This is a genomic window from Streptomyces sp. NPDC001668, assembly GCF_042893155.1.
GTDB lineage: Bacteria > Actinomycetota > Actinomycetes > Streptomycetales > Streptomycetaceae > Streptomyces.
In genome coordinates this window covers 97,918-112,573 of sequence record NZ_JBIAUQ010000004.1, presented here as the reverse complement: position 1 = coordinate 112,573, position 14,656 = coordinate 97,918, and the positions used below count along the sequence as shown (strand labels likewise).

General features: G+C 72.0%; 16 protein-coding genes. 8 read left to right on the top strand and 8 right to left on the bottom strand.

What is annotated here, in order from left to right; genetic code table 11:
* Positions 1 to 35: 35 nt before the first annotated feature.
* Genes ACFYZ8_RS13950 through ACFYZ8_RS13930 form a run of 5 tightly spaced genes read left to right on the top strand, consistent with a single transcriptional unit; the run spans position 36 to position 2,618 of the window.
* Entirely contained in the window at positions 36 to 293 is a 258-nt protein-coding gene (locus ACFYZ8_RS13950; RefSeq protein ID WP_359029952.1) for a WhiB family transcriptional regulator, read from the top strand.
* Entirely contained in the window at positions 290 to 769 is a 480-nt protein-coding gene (locus ACFYZ8_RS13945; RefSeq protein ID WP_359029951.1) for a DNA starvation/stationary phase protection protein, read from the top strand. The genes ACFYZ8_RS13950 and ACFYZ8_RS13945 overlap by 4 nt, the downstream gene beginning before the upstream one ends.
* Before the next feature lie 33 nt (positions 770 to 802).
* Positions 803 to 1,135 (top strand): DUF3140 domain-containing protein, encoded by a 333-nt coding sequence (locus tag ACFYZ8_RS13940; protein WP_359029950.1) that lies wholly within the window; start codon positions 803 to 805, stop codon positions 1,133 to 1,135.
* On the top strand, positions 1,132 to 1,779 hold the full coding sequence (locus ACFYZ8_RS13935) for an endonuclease (protein ID WP_388532445.1): 648 nt from the start codon (positions 1,132 to 1,134) through the stop codon (positions 1,777 to 1,779). Before ACFYZ8_RS13940 ends, ACFYZ8_RS13935 begins: the two co-directional genes overlap by 4 nt.
* Before the next feature lie 44 nt (positions 1,780 to 1,823).
* Positions 1,824 to 2,618 (top strand): SAM-dependent methyltransferase, encoded by a 795-nt coding sequence (locus tag ACFYZ8_RS13930; protein ID WP_388532443.1) that lies wholly within the window; start codon positions 1,824 to 1,826, stop codon positions 2,616 to 2,618.
* Positions 2,619 to 2,651: 33 nt separating this feature from the next.
* Here ACFYZ8_RS13930 and ACFYZ8_RS13925 read toward each other — a convergent pair whose 3' ends face one another.
* The 8 genes from ACFYZ8_RS13925 to ACFYZ8_RS13890 form a co-directional block, all read right to left on the bottom strand.
* Positions 2,652 to 3,341 carry an SDR family oxidoreductase gene (locus ACFYZ8_RS13925; RefSeq protein WP_388532441.1) on the bottom strand — a complete coding sequence of 230 codons (690 nt, stop codon included), beginning with the start codon at positions 3,339 to 3,341 and terminating at the stop codon, positions 2,652 to 2,654.
* The gene (locus tag ACFYZ8_RS13920) at positions 3,338 to 4,210 is read right to left on the bottom strand and encodes a cupin domain-containing protein (RefSeq protein ID WP_388532439.1); all 873 of its coding nucleotides are present in this window, start codon (positions 4,208 to 4,210) and stop codon (positions 3,338 to 3,340) included. Before ACFYZ8_RS13920 ends, ACFYZ8_RS13925 begins: the two co-directional genes overlap by 4 nt.
* A complete protein-coding gene (locus ACFYZ8_RS13915; RefSeq protein WP_388532437.1) occupies positions 4,207 to 5,559 on the bottom strand; it encodes an amidohydrolase family protein in 1,353 nt (450 codons plus the stop codon). The genes ACFYZ8_RS13920 and ACFYZ8_RS13915 overlap by 4 nt, the downstream gene beginning before the upstream one ends.
* A 22-nt stretch (positions 5,560 to 5,581) precedes the next feature.
* Positions 5,582 to 6,562, bottom strand: coding sequence for an alpha-ketoacid dehydrogenase subunit beta (locus ACFYZ8_RS13910; RefSeq protein ID WP_388532435.1), 981 nt, complete (start codon positions 6,560 to 6,562; stop codon positions 5,582 to 5,584).
* Positions 6,550 to 7,530 carry a thiamine pyrophosphate-dependent dehydrogenase E1 component subunit alpha gene (locus ACFYZ8_RS13905; RefSeq protein WP_388532434.1) on the bottom strand — a complete coding sequence of 327 codons (981 nt, stop codon included), beginning with the start codon at positions 7,528 to 7,530 and terminating at the stop codon, positions 6,550 to 6,552. The genes ACFYZ8_RS13910 and ACFYZ8_RS13905 overlap by 13 nt, the downstream gene beginning before the upstream one ends.
* The gene (locus tag ACFYZ8_RS13900; RefSeq protein WP_388532432.1) at positions 7,517 to 8,854 is read right to left on the bottom strand and encodes a M24 family metallopeptidase; all 1,338 of its coding nucleotides are present in this window, start codon (positions 8,852 to 8,854) and stop codon (positions 7,517 to 7,519) included. Before ACFYZ8_RS13900 ends, ACFYZ8_RS13905 begins: the two co-directional genes overlap by 14 nt.
* Before the next feature lie 52 nt (positions 8,855 to 8,906).
* Positions 8,907 to 9,539, bottom strand: coding sequence for a helix-turn-helix domain-containing protein (locus ACFYZ8_RS13895; protein WP_388532430.1), 633 nt, complete (start codon positions 9,537 to 9,539; stop codon positions 8,907 to 8,909).
* Between the two features lie 498 nt (positions 9,540 to 10,037).
* Entirely contained in the window at positions 10,038 to 11,183 is a 1,146-nt protein-coding gene (locus ACFYZ8_RS13890) for a sensor histidine kinase (RefSeq protein ID WP_388532428.1), read from the bottom strand.
* A gap of 188 nt (positions 11,184 to 11,371) precedes the next feature.
* Here ACFYZ8_RS13890 and ACFYZ8_RS13885 point away from each other — a divergent pair, with 188 nt between their 5' ends.
* From ACFYZ8_RS13885 to ACFYZ8_RS13875, 3 genes are read left to right on the top strand one after another with little or no spacing between them, the layout of a single operon-like run.
* Positions 11,372 to 11,740 (top strand): DUF4333 domain-containing protein, encoded by a 369-nt coding sequence (locus ACFYZ8_RS13885; RefSeq protein ID WP_359029939.1) that lies wholly within the window; start codon positions 11,372 to 11,374, stop codon positions 11,738 to 11,740.
* 19 nt (positions 11,741 to 11,759) lie between these two features.
* A complete protein-coding gene (locus ACFYZ8_RS13880; RefSeq protein ID WP_388532426.1) occupies positions 11,760 to 12,482 on the top strand; it encodes an ABC transporter ATP-binding protein in 723 nt (240 codons plus the stop codon).
* A 15-nt stretch (positions 12,483 to 12,497) separates the two neighbouring features.
* Entirely contained in the window at positions 12,498 to 14,486 is a 1,989-nt protein-coding gene (locus ACFYZ8_RS13875) for an FtsX-like permease family protein (RefSeq protein ID WP_388532424.1), read from the top strand.
* Positions 14,487 to 14,656: the final 170 nt, after the last annotated feature.

Below are 14,656 nucleotides of genomic sequence, written 5' to 3'. Positions count from 1 at the left end.
GTTTGCACGAGTACGCCCGGGGCACTCGCGCCCCCATGGAGTGGTTGCGTCGAGCGGCCTGCGTGGGAGAGGACCCTGAGCTGTTCTTCCCTGTGGGCACGCAAGGACCCGCGCTGCGGGAGATCGCGGCGGCGAAGCGCGTCTGCGCCCGCTGCCCGGTCTCCACGGAGTGCCTCGAGATGGCGCTCAGCAATGGGCAGACGTCCGGCGTGTGGGGCGGAACCTGCGAGCAGGAACGCGACGAACTGCTCCGTACCGGCATTGACCATGCCAGAAGGAGGAGCACGGTATGACTGTGGTCAGGAGCACTCTGTCCGACTCGGCCCGCGAGACGGCCGGGGACGCCCTGCAGAGCACCCTGGTGGATCTGATCGGCCTGTCGCTGATCGGAAAGCAGGCGCACTGGAACATCGTGGGCCCGCGTTTCCGGTCCATCCATCTCCAGCTGGACGAGGTGGTGTCGACGGCCCGGACGTTCTCCGACACGGTGGCGGAGCGCGCCTCGGCCCTGGGTGTGCCGCCGGACGGCCGGCCCGAGACGATCGCCGCCGCCTACACGCTGCCCGGCTCGAAGAACGGCTGGATCCGGGACGACGACGTCGTCCGGCTGATCGTGGAGACGCTGGAGGCGGCCATCGGCCGGCTGCGCGAGCGCATCGAGGCCACCGAGAAGGCCGATCCGGTCACCCAGGACCTGCTGATCGGCATCACCGCCGAGCTGGAGAAGCAGCGCTGGATGTTCGAGGCCGAGAACTGGCCCAAGGACTGACCGGCCCGCGATTCCCACGGAAAGGCGCATGCGATGACCGACGCTCTCGAACTCGACGCGCTGTGGGAGGACTTCCACCGCGCGGTGAACATGACCTCGCAGGAACTGGCCGCCTGGCTGCGGATCAGCGACGCCGACGAGTCCGCCGAACCGCTGCCGGAGCACGCGGGTGAGCCGACCGGGCAGCACGTTCTCGCGATCCTCCAGAAGCGGCGCACGGACCTGACCGACGACGACATCGAAGTCATGTACGAGGTCGTGGACACCGTGACCGCGGATGCCGACCTGGAGGACGAACCGCAGGCCGAGGACAGTGTCCGCAGGCAGCGTCTGATGTCCGTCGGACACGACCCGCTCAGGCGGTGACCAGGGCGGAGCGCGTCGTACGGGAACTCGTCGGCGCGCACGGACGGACGTACGCCGGGGAGGCGGGCATCACGCTCAAGGACACCCCGCAGCCCCTGTACCGGCTGCTGGTGCTGTCCCTTCTGCTCAGTGCCCGCATCCGCGGCTCCGTCGCGGTCGCCACCGCTCGCGAGCTGCACCGGGCCGGCCTGCGCGATCCCCGCAGCATGGCCCGCGCCACCTGGCAGGAGCGCGTGAACGCGCTGGGCCGCGGCGGCTACCGGCGCTACGACGAACGTACGGCGACCCAACTCGGCAAGGGCGCCGAGCTGTTGACCGAGCGATGGGGCGGTGACCTGCGCCGGCTGCGCGCGGAGGCGGACGGTGACGTCGCCGAACTGCGGCGCCTGCTCCAGGAGTTCCCCGGCATCGGGCCCGCCGGTGCCGACATCTTCCTCCGCGAGGTCCAGGGCGTCTGGCCGGAGGTCTCGCCCTACCTGGACCGCAGGACGCTGGCGGGTGCCGAGCGGCTCGGCCTGCCGAAGGATCCCGACCGGCTGCTGTCCCTGGCCGGGGACGCCCAACCGGACGTCCTGGCAGCCGCGTTGGTGCGGGCGGCCATCGACGACGAGGTGGCCGAAGACAGCCTCCGCCGCGCCGGGTGACATGGCACACTGCTCGCACATCTTGTCGAGCAGAGGAGTGTTGTGTGACCGGGACCGAGTCGGCCGGCCGGCGGATCGACACGAGCAGGCCGCATCCGGCCCGGGTGTACGACTGGTTCCTCGGCGGGAAGGACAACTACCCCGTCGACGAGGAGCTCGGACGGCAGATCACGGCACAGGGTGACGCCCCCCGGCAGGCTCGCGCCAACCGCCGGTTCATGGAGCGGGCCACCCGGGTCGTCGTACGGGAGGCGGGAATCCGCCAGTTCCTCGACATCGGCTCCGGCATCCCCACCGAGCCCAACCTCCACCAGATCGCCCAGTCCGCCGTACCGGACGCCCGGATCGTGTACGTCGACAACGACCCGATCGTCCTCGCCCACGCCGCGGCCCTGCTGCACGGCACCCCGGAGGGGGCGACCCACTACCTCCAGGCCGACGCCCGCGATCCGCAGCGGATCCTGCAAGGAGCCTCCGCCGTACTGGACTTCGACCAGCCCGTCGCGCTGTCGCTGGTCGCGCTGCTGCACTTCATCCCCGACGAGGACGGCGCCCAGGAGCTGGTGGACACGCTGGTCGACGCGCTGGCGCCGGGTAGTTGTCTGGTGCTCTCGGCGATGACGGCGGACTTCGAACCGGAGAAGGTGAACGCGGGCATCGCGGCCTACACGGCCGGCGGGGTGACCCTGGTGGCACGCACCCACGACGAAGTGAGCGGTCTCTTCAAGGGACTTGAGCTGCTGGAGCCGGGGATCGTGTCCCTGTCCCGCTGGCGTCCGGACGAGCGGGAGGACGGCGAGCTCGTGTCGCTGTACGGGGCGGTCGGCGTCAAGCGCTGAGATCCGCTCGCCCGGCATCCGCGGGAAAGACCCTCAGCCCAGCAGCCATCCTCCGTCCACGCTCAACTCCACCCCGTTGATCGAGCCGTTGCGCAGCAGGAAGTCCACGGCGTCCACCACGTCCGCCATGGTCGCGAGCCGCCCGGTCGGGGTCCTGGCCCGCAGTCCCGCCAGGACCTGCTCCGGCTTGTCCCGCCAGTAGGGGCTGTCCCCCACCACACCGGGATGGACGGCGTTCACGCGGACGGGGGCGAGTTCGACGGCCAGGGTGTGCATCAGCCCGGCCACCCCGGCGTTGACGGTGGCCACGGTCGTCGCGCCCGGGTAGGGCCGCTCCTTGGCCTGGCCGCCGAACAGGACGATGGCGCTGTCGTCGTGCAGCCGGGACCGCAGCGCGTGCACGACGGCGGTGTATCCGACGAGCTTGAGCGTGACGAGGTGGACGGCGGCGTCGATGTCGTAGTCGGTCACCCGGTTGTCGTCGCGGGAGATGCCCGCGATCACCAGGTGGTCGACGGTGCCCACCTCGTCCAGTGCCTCGGCGATCTCCTTCGGCCGCGCGAGGTCCAGGGCGAGTTCGCGGGCGCCGATCTCCTTGGCCGCGGTGCCGGTGCGGTGGGTGTCCCGTCCGGTGATCACCACCTCGTCGCCGCGCTCCGCACGCACCCGGGCGAACTCCCGCCCGATGCCCGAGGTTCCGCCGATCACCACCACGGCGCTCATCGTGAAGCCTCCCTCAGGTAGTCCCAGTCCCGCGTGAACCGGTAGGAGTGCCGTACCGGCGGCTGCGGCGCCTGTGTCTCCAGCCAACGCAGCGGCCCGTCACCGGCGTTGGAGAAGCCGTGCACACAACCGGCGCCCGCCCAGGCGCAGTCGCCCGGACCGAGCCGGTAGCGGGTGCCGTCGAAGACCGCGTCCGCCTCCCCTTCGAGGAACAGATAGGTCTCCTCGAAGGGGTGGTCGTGCGTGCCCGCGACGCCGTCGGGCGCGTACTGCACCATGAACATCGTCGAGGCCACCGCGCCCAGGTCGCCGTCGACCATCATCTTCACGGTGATCCCGCTGTAGACGAGCAGCGCGGTCCGCATGCTCGCCGACACCGCCAGCAGGTCCTGCGACTGCTTGCCCGGGTCCATCTGCGCGGGCTCGAAGTGACCGAAGGACCGGGTGCGGGGGTCGCGTACGTCGACACGGACGGGCGGGCGCGAGGGCCAGGCGGGGACCGTCTGGGTGTCGTAGCCGTACCGGGCCCGCGGTACCGGCGCGAGCATGTCCGCCCAGCGGGCGACACCGTCCCCGGCGCCGCGCCAGGCGTGCGGGACCCCGGTCGGCAGGAGGCCGTAGTCGCCTTCCTCCAGCAGATACGACCCCTCGGGCACATTGAGGACCACGGTCCCGTCGAGGACGTGGAAGCTCTCCTCGTACGAGTGCACATGGGCCGCGACGCTCCCGTCGGGGCGCAGCTCGCACACCCCGAAACCGGTGTGCGAGCTGCCGTCGGCCTCGCCGACCAACTCCCGTCGCCGGTAGCCGTGTTCGTCGTACGACGGCTGCGGCTGGTCGGCGGCCCGGCGGACCAGGTGCCGTGTCACGCCCGGGCCTCCTTCGCGGCCAGCAGCCGGTCGCGGGACTCCTCGACCAGGCGCAGGGCGCGGGTCACGTCGGCCGTGAGCCTGCCGTCGCGCTTGCGGACGACGCCGTCGACGATGACCGTCTCCACGTTGGACACGTCGGCGCTCAGGGCCACCGCGGCGGCCGCGTCGTGAACGGGGGCCACGTTCAGGGCGGTTGCGTCGATGGCGACGACATCCGCGCGCTTGCCGGGGGTGAGGGATCCGGTGCGGTCCTCCAGGCCGGCGACATGCGCGCCGTTGCGGGTGGCGATCTCCAGCATCTGACGTGCCGTCAACATGGTGTCGGGGACCGGTGTGTCGGCCTGCCAGCTGTCCGCGTTGACGCGGGCGCGCTCGGCGCCGAAGGCCGCGCGGATCTGGGTGAACATGTCGCCGGGCACCGTGGTGACGACGTCGATGCTGAGCGAGGGGCGCAGGCCGTGCTCGATCGCCTTCATCACCGGCGGCCAGCCGTGCCCCATCTGCGTCTCCACCTGCGGCGCGATGGAGACCGTACCGCCGCTGTCGGCGACCAGCCGCCACTCCTCCTCGCTGAGGTAGCAGCAGTGGATGTAGGTGGTGTCGGGGCCGAGGAGTCCGAGGTCGTGGAGTTGCTTGACCATGCCGAAGCGGCCGGCGAGCCGTCCCATGGCCACGTGCACGGTGATCGGGATGTCGAGCTCGCGGGCGAGGGCCCACTCGGAGCTGACGACGTCGTTGACGCAGAAACCGGGGCCGCGGGTGGCGAGGGCGAGGGTGAGCAGGCCGTCGTCGGAGTCGGCGGAGAAGTACTCGCTGCGGATACGGCGTACGTCGTCGCCGGGGATCGCGATCTTGCTCTCGAACCAGTAGTCGGCGAGGGAGGTGTTGGCGCTGCCGTAGGCGTACTGGGCGCGGATGCCGGTCTCTGCGAGGGCCCGGATCGCGGCGTCGGGGTGCTCGGGCGTGTTGTTGATGTGGGACCAGTCCACGAGGGTGGTGATGCCGGCGTTGAGGCACTCGAGCGCGCCCGCGAGGTTGGCCGCATAGACGTCCTCGGGGGTGTAGAGGGGGGCGAAGGTGTCGAGGATGTCGACGAAGTAGTCGTCGAGGGTGGCGTCGGGGGCCACGTTGCGGATCGACGCCTCCCAGGTGTGGCGGTGGGTGTCGACGAAGCCGGGGATGACGATCCGGCCGCTCATGTCGAGGACTTCGGCGTCCGCGCTGATCTCGCGCTCCACCGCCGCGATCTTCCCGTCCTCGATCAGAACGTCCCCCCTCGGCAGGTCCCCGACCGCGGGATCCATCGAGAGCACATGCCCGGCGCGAAGGAGTATCCGATGGGTCATGGCGCTTCCTCCTGAGGGGTGTTCAGTACGCGGCCAGGCTCCTGACGGCCGCCACGACCTTGTCGACGGTGGGGATGACCTGTTCCTCCAGCGCGTCCGCGAACGGCAGCGGCACGCACTCCCCCGCCACCCGCCGCACCGGCGCGTCCAGCAGACCGAAGCCCTCGTCGGCGACGACGGAGACGACCGTCGCGCCCCAGCCGCCCTGGTAGGGGTTCTCCTCGACGGTGACCAGGCGGGAGGTCCGCCCGAGCGAGGCGAGGACGGTGGCCATGTCGAGGGGCACGAGGGAGCGCAGGTCGACGACCTCGACGTCGATGTCCTCCTCGGCGAGCCGTGCCGCGGCCGCGAGGGCGACCGGCACCATCGAGGCGAGCGCCACCAGCGTCACGTCGGCCCCCTCGCGCACGACGGCGGCACGCCCCAGCTCGACCACGTGGCCGGGCGGCGGGGGCGGGCCCTTGGTGGCCAGCAGACCCTTGTGCTCGAAGAACACGACCGGGTCGTCGCTGCGGATCGCCGCCGCCATCATCCCGACGACGTCCGCGGGAGTGGAGGGGGCCGCGATCTTCAACCCGGGGACGGTCAGTGCCCAGTTCTCGGTGGCCTGCGAGTGCTGGGCGCCGAAACCGAGCCCACCGCCGTTGGCGGTGCGAACGACGAGGGGCACGGTGACCTGACCGCCCGTCATGTAACGCACCTTGGGTATCTCGTTGGCGAGGTAGTCCCAACAACAGGCCAAAAAGTCCGCGAACATGATCTCCGCGACGGGCCGCATCCCGGTCATCGCGGCCCCCATCGCCGCGCCCACGATGGCCTGTTCGGAGATCGGCGTGTCCCACACCCGCTCGGGCCCGAACTCCTTGTGCAGCCCGACGGTCGTCTTGAACACCCCGCCCGCTCCGCCGATGTCCTCCCCCAGACAGACCACCGACGGATCGCGCCGCATCTCCCGCGCGATGCCCTCGGCGACCGCCTCCCGGTACGTGATCACGTCCGCCATGCCGCACCTCCGTCCGCCCACACGTCGGTGAAGGCCTCGCGCGGATCCGGCGGCGGCGCGTTCTTCGCCGCCTCGATCGCCTGCCGTACGACCGCCTGCGCGCGCTCGTCGGCCGCGGTGAGCGTCTCCTCGGGCACCCCGGCCTCGACGAGCCGCCCCCGCGCGATGTCCAAGGGGTCGTGCTTGAGCCAGCGTTCGACCTCCTCGGCCGGGCGGTAGGCCGCCGGGTCGGCCCTGCTGTGCCCGAAGTGCCGGTAGGTCTCGGCCTCCAGCACGGCGGGCCCGTCTCCGGCCCGGGCCCGCCGCGCCAGCCGTGCCACCGCCTCCCGCACCGAGACGACGTCGTTGCCGTCGACGACCTCGCCGGGGATGCCGTACGCGGGCGCCCGGTCGGCGGCGGGCCGGGGCACCGCGGTGACGTCCGCGATCGGCGTGTACTCCATGTACAGGTTGTTCTCGCAGACGAACAGCACGGGCAGCTTCCATACGGCCGCCAGGTTCAGCGCCTCGTGGAAGGCGCCGATGTTGGTGGCGCCGTCCCCGAAGAAGGCGACCGCGAGCTGTCCGGTGCCGCGCATCTTCGCCGACCAGGCGGCGCCGACCGCCATCGGGAGGTGGGCGCCGACGATGGCGTAGGAGCCGAGCATGTTGGCGGAGGCCTTGGTGAGGTGCATGGAGCCGCCCTTGGCACCGCACAACCCCGTTGCCCGGCTCATGAGTTCGGCCAGGCACTCCTCGGGGGTGGCGCCGCGGGCCATCGCGTGGTGGTGGCCGCGGTAGGTGGCGAAGACGTAGTCGTCGTCGCGCAGGGCGGCGCTCGCGCCGACGGCGATCGCCTCGTGGCCGGCCGCGAGATGGGTGGTGCCTTTGACGAGGCCCTGGAGGAACAGGTCGTGGGCGGCCTTCTCGGTACGGCGGATGAGGACCATCTGCTCGTAGAGCGTGAGGAGTTCGTCAGGACGGGTCATCGGACGCGCTCCGGTTGAGATGGGACTGCGCCTCCCGGGCGGTGTTGAGCTCGCCGCCCACCGTCCAGTACTTGCGGCCCGCGACCAGGAGCTCCTCGGCGGGGAACTTGGTGATGACCTCGCAGCCGTCGGCGGTGACGACCAGTTCCTCCTCGATCCGGGCGGCGGACCAGCCGTCGGCGGCGGGCCAGTAGGTCTCCAGGGCGAACACCATGCCCTCTTCGAGGACTTCGGGATGGTCGAGGGAGACCAGACGGCTGAAGATGGGCTTCTCCCAGATCGACAGTCCCACCCCGTGGCCGTACTGGAGCGCGAAGGCGGCGGTCTCGTCCGCGAAGCCGAACTCCTCGGCACGCGGCCACACCTGGACGATGTCGGCGGTGGTGGCGCCCGGCCGTACGAGGGCTATCGCCTGGTCCATATACTCACGGCACCGCACGTACGCGTCCCGTTGCGCGCGGGAGGCGCTGCCGACGGCGAAGGTGCGGTAGTAACAGGTGCGATAGCCGAGGTGGCTGTGCAGGATGTCGAAGAAGGCGGGGTCGCCGGGGCGGATCAGACGGTCGCTGTAGACGTGCGGGTGCGGTGAACAGCGCTCTCCGGAGATGGCGTTGACACCTTCGACGTACTCGCTGCCCAGGTCGTAGAGCACCTTGCTGACCAGTCCGACGCACTCGTTCTCGCGGACTCCGGGGCGGAGGTGGCCGTAGAGCTCCTCGTAGGCCGCGTCGACCATCGCGCAGGCCTGGGCGAGCAGGGAGATCTCGTCGCCGGTCTTGATGCGGCGGGCCTCCAGAAAGACCTGCTGTCCGTCCACGACGTCGATGCCCTCGGCGCGCAGGGCGGCGAGGACGGGCATCTCGGCCACGTCGATGCCGAGCGGTTCGCCGGCCAGGCCGTGGGCGCGGAGTTCGGCGGCGATCTTCGCGGCGACGTCCTCCGCGATGCCGGCGTCCGGGTGGAAGGCACCGCGCAGGGTGGAGATGCCGGCGCGGGCCCCGGTGGGAGGGCCGCCCTTGCCGTCGCTGTAGTCGAGCCACGGGTTGTAGAGCTGGTGGTGGCGGGCCGCGGAGCCGAAGTCCCAGACGACCGGTTCGCCGCCGCGGACCAGCAGGGCGAAGCGGATCAGCTTGTCCATCGCCCAGGTGCCGATGTGCGTGGCGGTCATGTAGCGGATGTTGGCGAAGTCGAAGCTGAGCACCGCGCCCAGCTCCGAGCGGTTCAGGGTCTCGTGGAGCCTGGCCAGGCGCTGTCCGCGCAGCCGGTCCAGGTCTACGCGCTGTTCCCAGTCGACGGCATTGGGGCCGTAAGTGCGGATCGCCATCGCGACCACCCCCACCATCGAGTCAACGACCGGTCGCGGGGAGTGTCAAGTGTCACTGAACACATTGGCTTGCCACGAACCAGACGCCCACGGCCGGTTCCTCGCCGTCGTTGCGGTAGCGGTGGGGGGTCGTGGACTCGAAGCAGACGGCGTCGCCGGGGTGCAGGACCTGCTCGTCGAAGCCGAGGGTGAGGACGAGTTCGCCGGAGGTGAGGTAGCCGTACTCGGTGCCGGGGTGCCGCATCAGGCCGCCCGAGGTCGAGGAGGAGCCACCGGGCCGGTACGTGACGAGCAGGAAGTCGACGTCGGTACCGGGGACGTGCCCGAGGCGTTCCCACACGACACCGGAGTCCAGTTCCAGCACGTCCCGCTCACCAGGCGTGACCAGGGGGCCGATGCGTCGGCCGGGGTCGGCGGAGAAGGCGGCCAGGGCGTGTACGACGGTGGCCTCACTCGGCGCCGCGGCGGTCTCCGGCATCTCGAAGAGGGCTTCGACGGAGATGCCGAGCGCGGTGGTGATGGCGTACAGGGTGCTGACCGACGGCTGGCTCTTTCCGGTCTCTATCTGCGAGACCAGGCTCGCGGAGACACCGACCTCGCGGGCCAGGGCGCGCAGTCCCAGGCCGCGCTCCAGACGCGCCTGCCGGATGCGCGCACCGACGGACGGCACGGGGGCAGGGGACACGGGCGGACTCCTCTCGTGTGCAGCCCCATTGAACAACCCGGGTCGTCACCGGGGAAAGGCCGGCGTGCCCCGGGGCAGAGCCTCCGCGTCCCCCGGAACAGACCACGGCACCCCCGGACCCGACCGCACCCCCTCCCGCAGCGCAGACCACCCCGCCCCCGGAGCAGCATCCCCGTGACGCCCCCGGAAGAGCACTTCGGTGTCACCCCTGGAGCAGCACTGCCGTGCCCCCCGACAGCACCCACGTGACACCGCCGGAGCAGCACCCCCGTGACGCCTCCGGGGCAGCACTCCCGTGACACCCCCGGAGCAGCACTCCCGTGACACCCCCGGAGCAGCACCCCTGTGACACCCCCGGAGCAGCACCCCCGTGACGCCTCCGGGGCAGCACTCCCGTGACACCCCCGGAGCAGCACCCCTGTGACACCCCCGGGGCAGCACTCCCGTGACACCCCCGGAGCAGCACCCCTGTGACACCCCCGGAGCAGCACTCCCGTGTCACCCCGGAAACAGCGCCCGCACCTCCCACCCGTACTCCGCCCGCGGCCCCGCGTACAGCTCGCCGCCCAGGGCCGTCACCCGTTCCTTCAGGCCGACGAGCCCGAAGCCGCCCCCGTGCGCCGCCGCAGGCAACTGGCTGCCGCCGCGCCCGTCGTCCGACACGGACACCTCCAGGCGGGCCCGCTCGTAGCGCAGTCCGACGGTGACCTCGGTGGCGTCGCCCGCGTGCCGCCGTACGTTGGTCAGGGCTTCCTGCACCACCCGGAAGGCGGCCGCCTGGACCTCGTGCGGAAGGTCGTCGGGCACCCCCCTCCCGCGGTGCAGGGTGGCCTTCTGGATGGGGCTCGCGAAGCCGTCGACGAGATCGGCGATTCCCGCGAGGTCGCCCACCGGGCGGCGGTCGGCCGCGTCCTCGGTGTCGCGCAGCACGCCGACGGTGCGGCGCATCGACGCCAGCGCCTCGGTCGCGGCCCGCTCGATTCCGGCGAGGACGGGGTCGAGTTCGTCGGCGCCGGTGTCGGCCATCATGCGGGCCATCTGCGTCTGCACCAGGATGCCGGTGACATGGTGGGCGACGAAGTCGTGCAGGTCGGCGGCGATGGCCAGGCGTTCCGTCCGCCGGGTCTCGCTGACGGCGACGGTCCGCCGGTAGTCCTGCGAGCGCAGATAGGCGGCCAACGCCACGGTGAGGCCGACCAGGAGGAGCCCGATCAGCATGAACCCGAGCATGGTCTCCTGCTCGGCCGCATAGGGCCGTACCGGAAGCGCCAGCACGGCACCCCCGTCGAGTCCGGCGCAGGCCACGACCCAGGTGCGCGGGCAGTGCCGAACGGCGAGGAACAGCAGGCACAGCAGGATCGCCAACTCGCCGGGGCCGAACAGGACGCCGGAGCGCGCCACCGAGTCCACCGTGCAGACCAGGGAGGCGGCGGCCGGGACGATGGTGCGCAACTGCGGCGTCAGCCAGCGGGGGTGCCGGGCGCCCGGCCACAGGACGGCGACACCGCCGAGCAGCAGGGTCGCGGCCAGCGGCCAGGAGGGAGCGTCGCCCTCGTTCGCGTAGGTCACATCGACGAACACGGCGGCGAACAGCGCACCGACACCGGCGCCGCCCGCGCAGCCCCGGGCAGATACGGACTTCATGCCGCTCACGGTATGCGCAGCCGCCGTCGCCGGGATCGGCCGAACGGTCGAGGAAGGCCCTGTTCCGGGCCTGCGGACCTTGGCCGTTCGGCCGAGGCGGGCGCTCGTGCCCGCGGGGGAGAGTGGAGCCACTTCCCCGCCAGGAGTCCTCCACCCGGAAGGCCCCTCACTGTCCTCAGGAGCACGCGATGCGACGCAAGACCCTCGTCACCGCCGTCGGCGCGGTGGCCGGCGCGGCCGCCGTCTTCGGGCTCGGCACCCACTTCCTCGCCGGCACCGAGTCGACCACGGCACTGGACACACGGAGCACGGCTTCCGTCGGCGGCCACAAGGCGCTGGCCGCGTATGTCGTCGAGGGTCGCACCCAGGGCAAGTACCACCCGCTGCCGTGGGTCGGTGTGAAGGTCACCGACGTCTCCTGCCCGAGCGGGCTCAAGGCCGTCACCGGCGCCACCCTGACCTGCACCGGCACGAAGAGCGGCGGCGGGACCGTCGACATACCCGTCACCGTGGTCAAGGCCTCGGCCACGTCCGTCACCTGGAAGTTCGACCGCTAGCAGAGGACCCGCCCACGTCATGAACACCGTCCTGGCCGGTTACGGCCTCGTCAAGAAGTACGGCTCCACCACCGCTCTCGCCGGGGTGGACGTCGAGGTCCGCGAGCGCGACTCGCTGGCGATCATGGGACCGTCCGGCTCGGGGAAGTCCACCCTGCTGCACACCCTCGCGGGGATCGTCCGCCCGGACGGCGGCGAGGTCCTGCTGCGCGGCGAGCGAAGCGAGAGGGGGGTCCTCCCGGCCGAAGGCTGGGGGCGCATCGACCGGCTCGGCGAGAACAGACTGAGCGCGTTGCGCCGCAGGCGGTTCGGGTTCGTCTTCCAGTCGGGCCAACTGCTCCCGGAGCTGCCCGCCGAGGAGAACGTGGCGCTGCCGCTGATGCTGGAAGGCGTCCCCCGCAGACAGGCCGTCGAGCGGGCCCGCCGCTGGTTCGCGCCGCTGGGCCTCGACGGTCTCGCGCACCGCAGGCCCGGACAGCTCTCCGGCGGTCAGGCCCAGCGTGTGGCGATCGCCCGGGCCCTGGCCGTCGAACCGGACGTGGTCTTCGCCGACGAACCGACCGGCGCCCTGGACCAGGCCACCAGCGCGGAGGTGGTCCGGCTGCTGACGTCGGTCACGCGCGAACAGGGAGCCGCCCTGGTGATGGTCACCCACGACGCGGATGTCGCCGCGCACTGCGACCGCGTCCTTCAGGTCCGCGACGGCCGGATCAGCGGCCACAGCCAGTACACGGTCGCCTGAGCGGCAGGAGATGACATGCGTTCCCCCGTTCTGCCCCTGACCTGGCACCTCATCCGGTCGTCCGGCCGCCGCGGACTCCAGAGCCGGCTGCTCGCGGCCGGTGCGGCCGCCGTCGGCGCGTTCGTCCTGCTGGTGATGGTCGCGGCCGCCCTCGGCTCCGGCGCCCGAGCCGACCGCACCGCCTGGCGCACCCCCGAGACCGCCCGCCACGGCACGGCGATTCAGGCGCTCGCGACGACATATGTGCGGCACGAGCCCATCACCGTGGTCTCCCTCGCCCAGCTCCCCGGGCGCCCCGGGACCCCCGCGCCGCCCGGCCTCGCCGCCTTCCCCGGGAAGGGCGAGGTGTACGTCTCCCCCGCCCTCGCCTCGTTGCTGCACGAGCTGCCGACGAGCCGGCTGGCCGACCGCTTCCCGAAGGTGTCGTCGTACGGCACGATCGGCGCCGCCGGTCTGGCCTCGCCGGACGAGCTGGTGGCCGTCGTCGGACGCGCACCGACCGATCCAGCGGTGTCGGCAGAGGCCGAGGGCTCCACGGTGTCCGACATCGGTCAGGCCGCCCGGGCCGAGATCACCGGCTTCTCCGGGACGCACGCGAGTCTGTTCACCTCCTACGACCAGCAGACCGCGCTGGTGGGCGTGGCGTTGCTCGTGATGCCGGTGGTGGTCCTCGCGGCGGCCTCCGGACGGCTGGGCGCGGCCCGGCGCGAGCAGCAACTGGCCGCGCTGCGCCTGGCCGGGGCGACCCCGCGCCAGATCATCGGCATGACGGCACTGGAGACCGCGGCGCTCGGCGCGGCCGGTGCCTTGACCGGTGCGGCGCTGTATGTGGTGCTGCTGCCGCTGCTCGCCGAGATCCCGTACGGCATCGGCGGCTGGTACGTGAGTCAGCTGTGGGTGGGACTGCCGTGGCTGGCGGCGGTCGTGGTGGCGGTCACCGCACTGATCACGGTCAGCGCGGTGTCGATGCTGCGTCAGGTCGCGACCTCGCCGTTGGGCGTGGCCCAGCAGGCGGCCCCCCGGCGAACCCGGGTCATCCGGCTCGTGGTGTTCGTGGCGGTCCTGCTCCACCTGTGGAGTTCTGCCGGCGGCGGACAGTTGTCGACCCGTCAGGTGCTCGGTCTCCTGCTGCTGTTCTACGGGGCGTTCTGGCTGTTCGGGCCGTGGGTGGTGGACCGGCTGGGCCGACTGGTCAGCCGCTTCGCGCGGGGCCCGGCGACCCTGCTGGCGGGCCGTCGTCTGAGCGATGATCCCCGGGGTGCCTGGCGTACGGTCAGCGGTCTGGTGCTGGCCGGGTTCGCGGCGGGATTCTTCGCCGTGAGCATGGTGGGCATGGACGGTTCGGCCTACCGGGACCAGGTCGCGGTGGCCGGCGCGCATGCGTCCGAGGTCCGCGCGCTCCTGCGGGACGCCGGTGTCCCCGCCACCGTCGAGGCGGTCGGCGAGGACGACTGGGACGGGCTGCTGAACGGCACCGCGGGCGTGATCGTCCACATGTCCGGCGGCGGTCAGGCCCGTCTGGACACGGCCGTCACCGCGTTGACGCCCGCGAACCCGGCACGGCCGCCCTTCACCCAGGACTACGCGACGGCGGGCGACCGCACCGGCATCGGCCGCTTCGCCGAGGTCAGCACGGCGACTCTGGCCCTGAGCTTCCTGGTCGCCACGGCCTCCGCAGGCCTCACCGCCGCCGCGGGACTCCTGGACCGGCGCCGGGTCTACGGACTCCTCCGCCTGGCCGGCACACCGCTGAAGGTGCTGGACGGAGCCCGCGTCCGCGAGACCGTCATCCCGCTGGTCGCCCTGGCCGGGGGCACCACGGCCGTCGGCGTCTACACCTCCTACCGCCTCAACAAGGCCTTCGGTGCCTCGATCAACGCGTCGGGCGCGCTGGAGCTGGCCGTGTGCGTGGCCGTGGGCGCGTTGGCGATGTTCGCGGCGATCGGGGGCAGCAGGCCGTTGCTGCGCAGGGTGACGGAGGACGCGGCGCGCAGCGCGGACTGAACCGGGCCCTCGGACCGACGCCGAGCCCGACCGTCACCGTCCAGCCCCCGGACCGACACCGAGCCCGGCCCTCACCGTCCAGCCCCCGGGCCGCCGTCGAGCCCGGCCGTTCCGGGCCGCACCCGCCCGAGCCGTCACTGCCCATCCACCGCACACCGTCCGCACCCGCA

Excerpts from the sequence above, each read along its gene's own strand:
- ACFYZ8_RS13885 (WP_359029939.1), top strand. The coding sequence starts at position 11,372 with ATGCGACGCAAGACCCTCGTCACCGCCGTCGGCGCGGTGGCCGGCGCG.
- ACFYZ8_RS13875 (WP_388532424.1), top strand. The coding sequence starts at position 12,498 with ATGCGTTCCCCCGTTCTGCCCCTGACCTGGCACCTCATCCGGTCGTCC.
- ACFYZ8_RS13915 (WP_388532437.1), bottom strand. The coding sequence starts at position 5,559 with ATGACCCATCGGATACTCCTTCGCGCCGGGCATGTGCTCTCGATGGAT.
- ACFYZ8_RS13950 (WP_359029952.1), top strand. The coding sequence starts at position 36 with ATGGAGTGGTTGCGTCGAGCGGCCTGCGTGGGAGAGGACCCTGAGCTG.
- ACFYZ8_RS13890 (WP_388532428.1), bottom strand. The coding sequence starts at position 11,183 with ATGAAGTCCGTATCTGCCCGGGGCTGCGCGGGCGGCGCCGGTGTCGGT.
- ACFYZ8_RS13900 (WP_388532432.1), bottom strand. The coding sequence starts at position 8,854 with ATGGCGATCCGCACTTACGGCCCCAATGCCGTCGACTGGGAACAGCGC.
- ACFYZ8_RS13910 (WP_388532435.1), bottom strand. The coding sequence starts at position 6,562 with ATGGCGGACGTGATCACGTACCGGGAGGCGGTCGCCGAGGGCATCGCG.
- ACFYZ8_RS13945 (WP_359029951.1), top strand. The coding sequence starts at position 290 with ATGACTGTGGTCAGGAGCACTCTGTCCGACTCGGCCCGCGAGACGGCC.
- ACFYZ8_RS13880 (WP_388532426.1), top strand. The coding sequence starts at position 11,760 with ATGAACACCGTCCTGGCCGGTTACGGCCTCGTCAAGAAGTACGGCTCC.
- ACFYZ8_RS13940 (WP_359029950.1), top strand. The coding sequence starts at position 803 with ATGACCGACGCTCTCGAACTCGACGCGCTGTGGGAGGACTTCCACCGC.
- ACFYZ8_RS13925 (WP_388532441.1), bottom strand. The coding sequence starts at position 3,341 with ATGAGCGCCGTGGTGGTGATCGGCGGAACCTCGGGCATCGGGCGGGAG.
- ACFYZ8_RS13905 (WP_388532434.1), bottom strand. The coding sequence starts at position 7,530 with ATGACCCGTCCTGACGAACTCCTCACGCTCTACGAGCAGATGGTCCTC.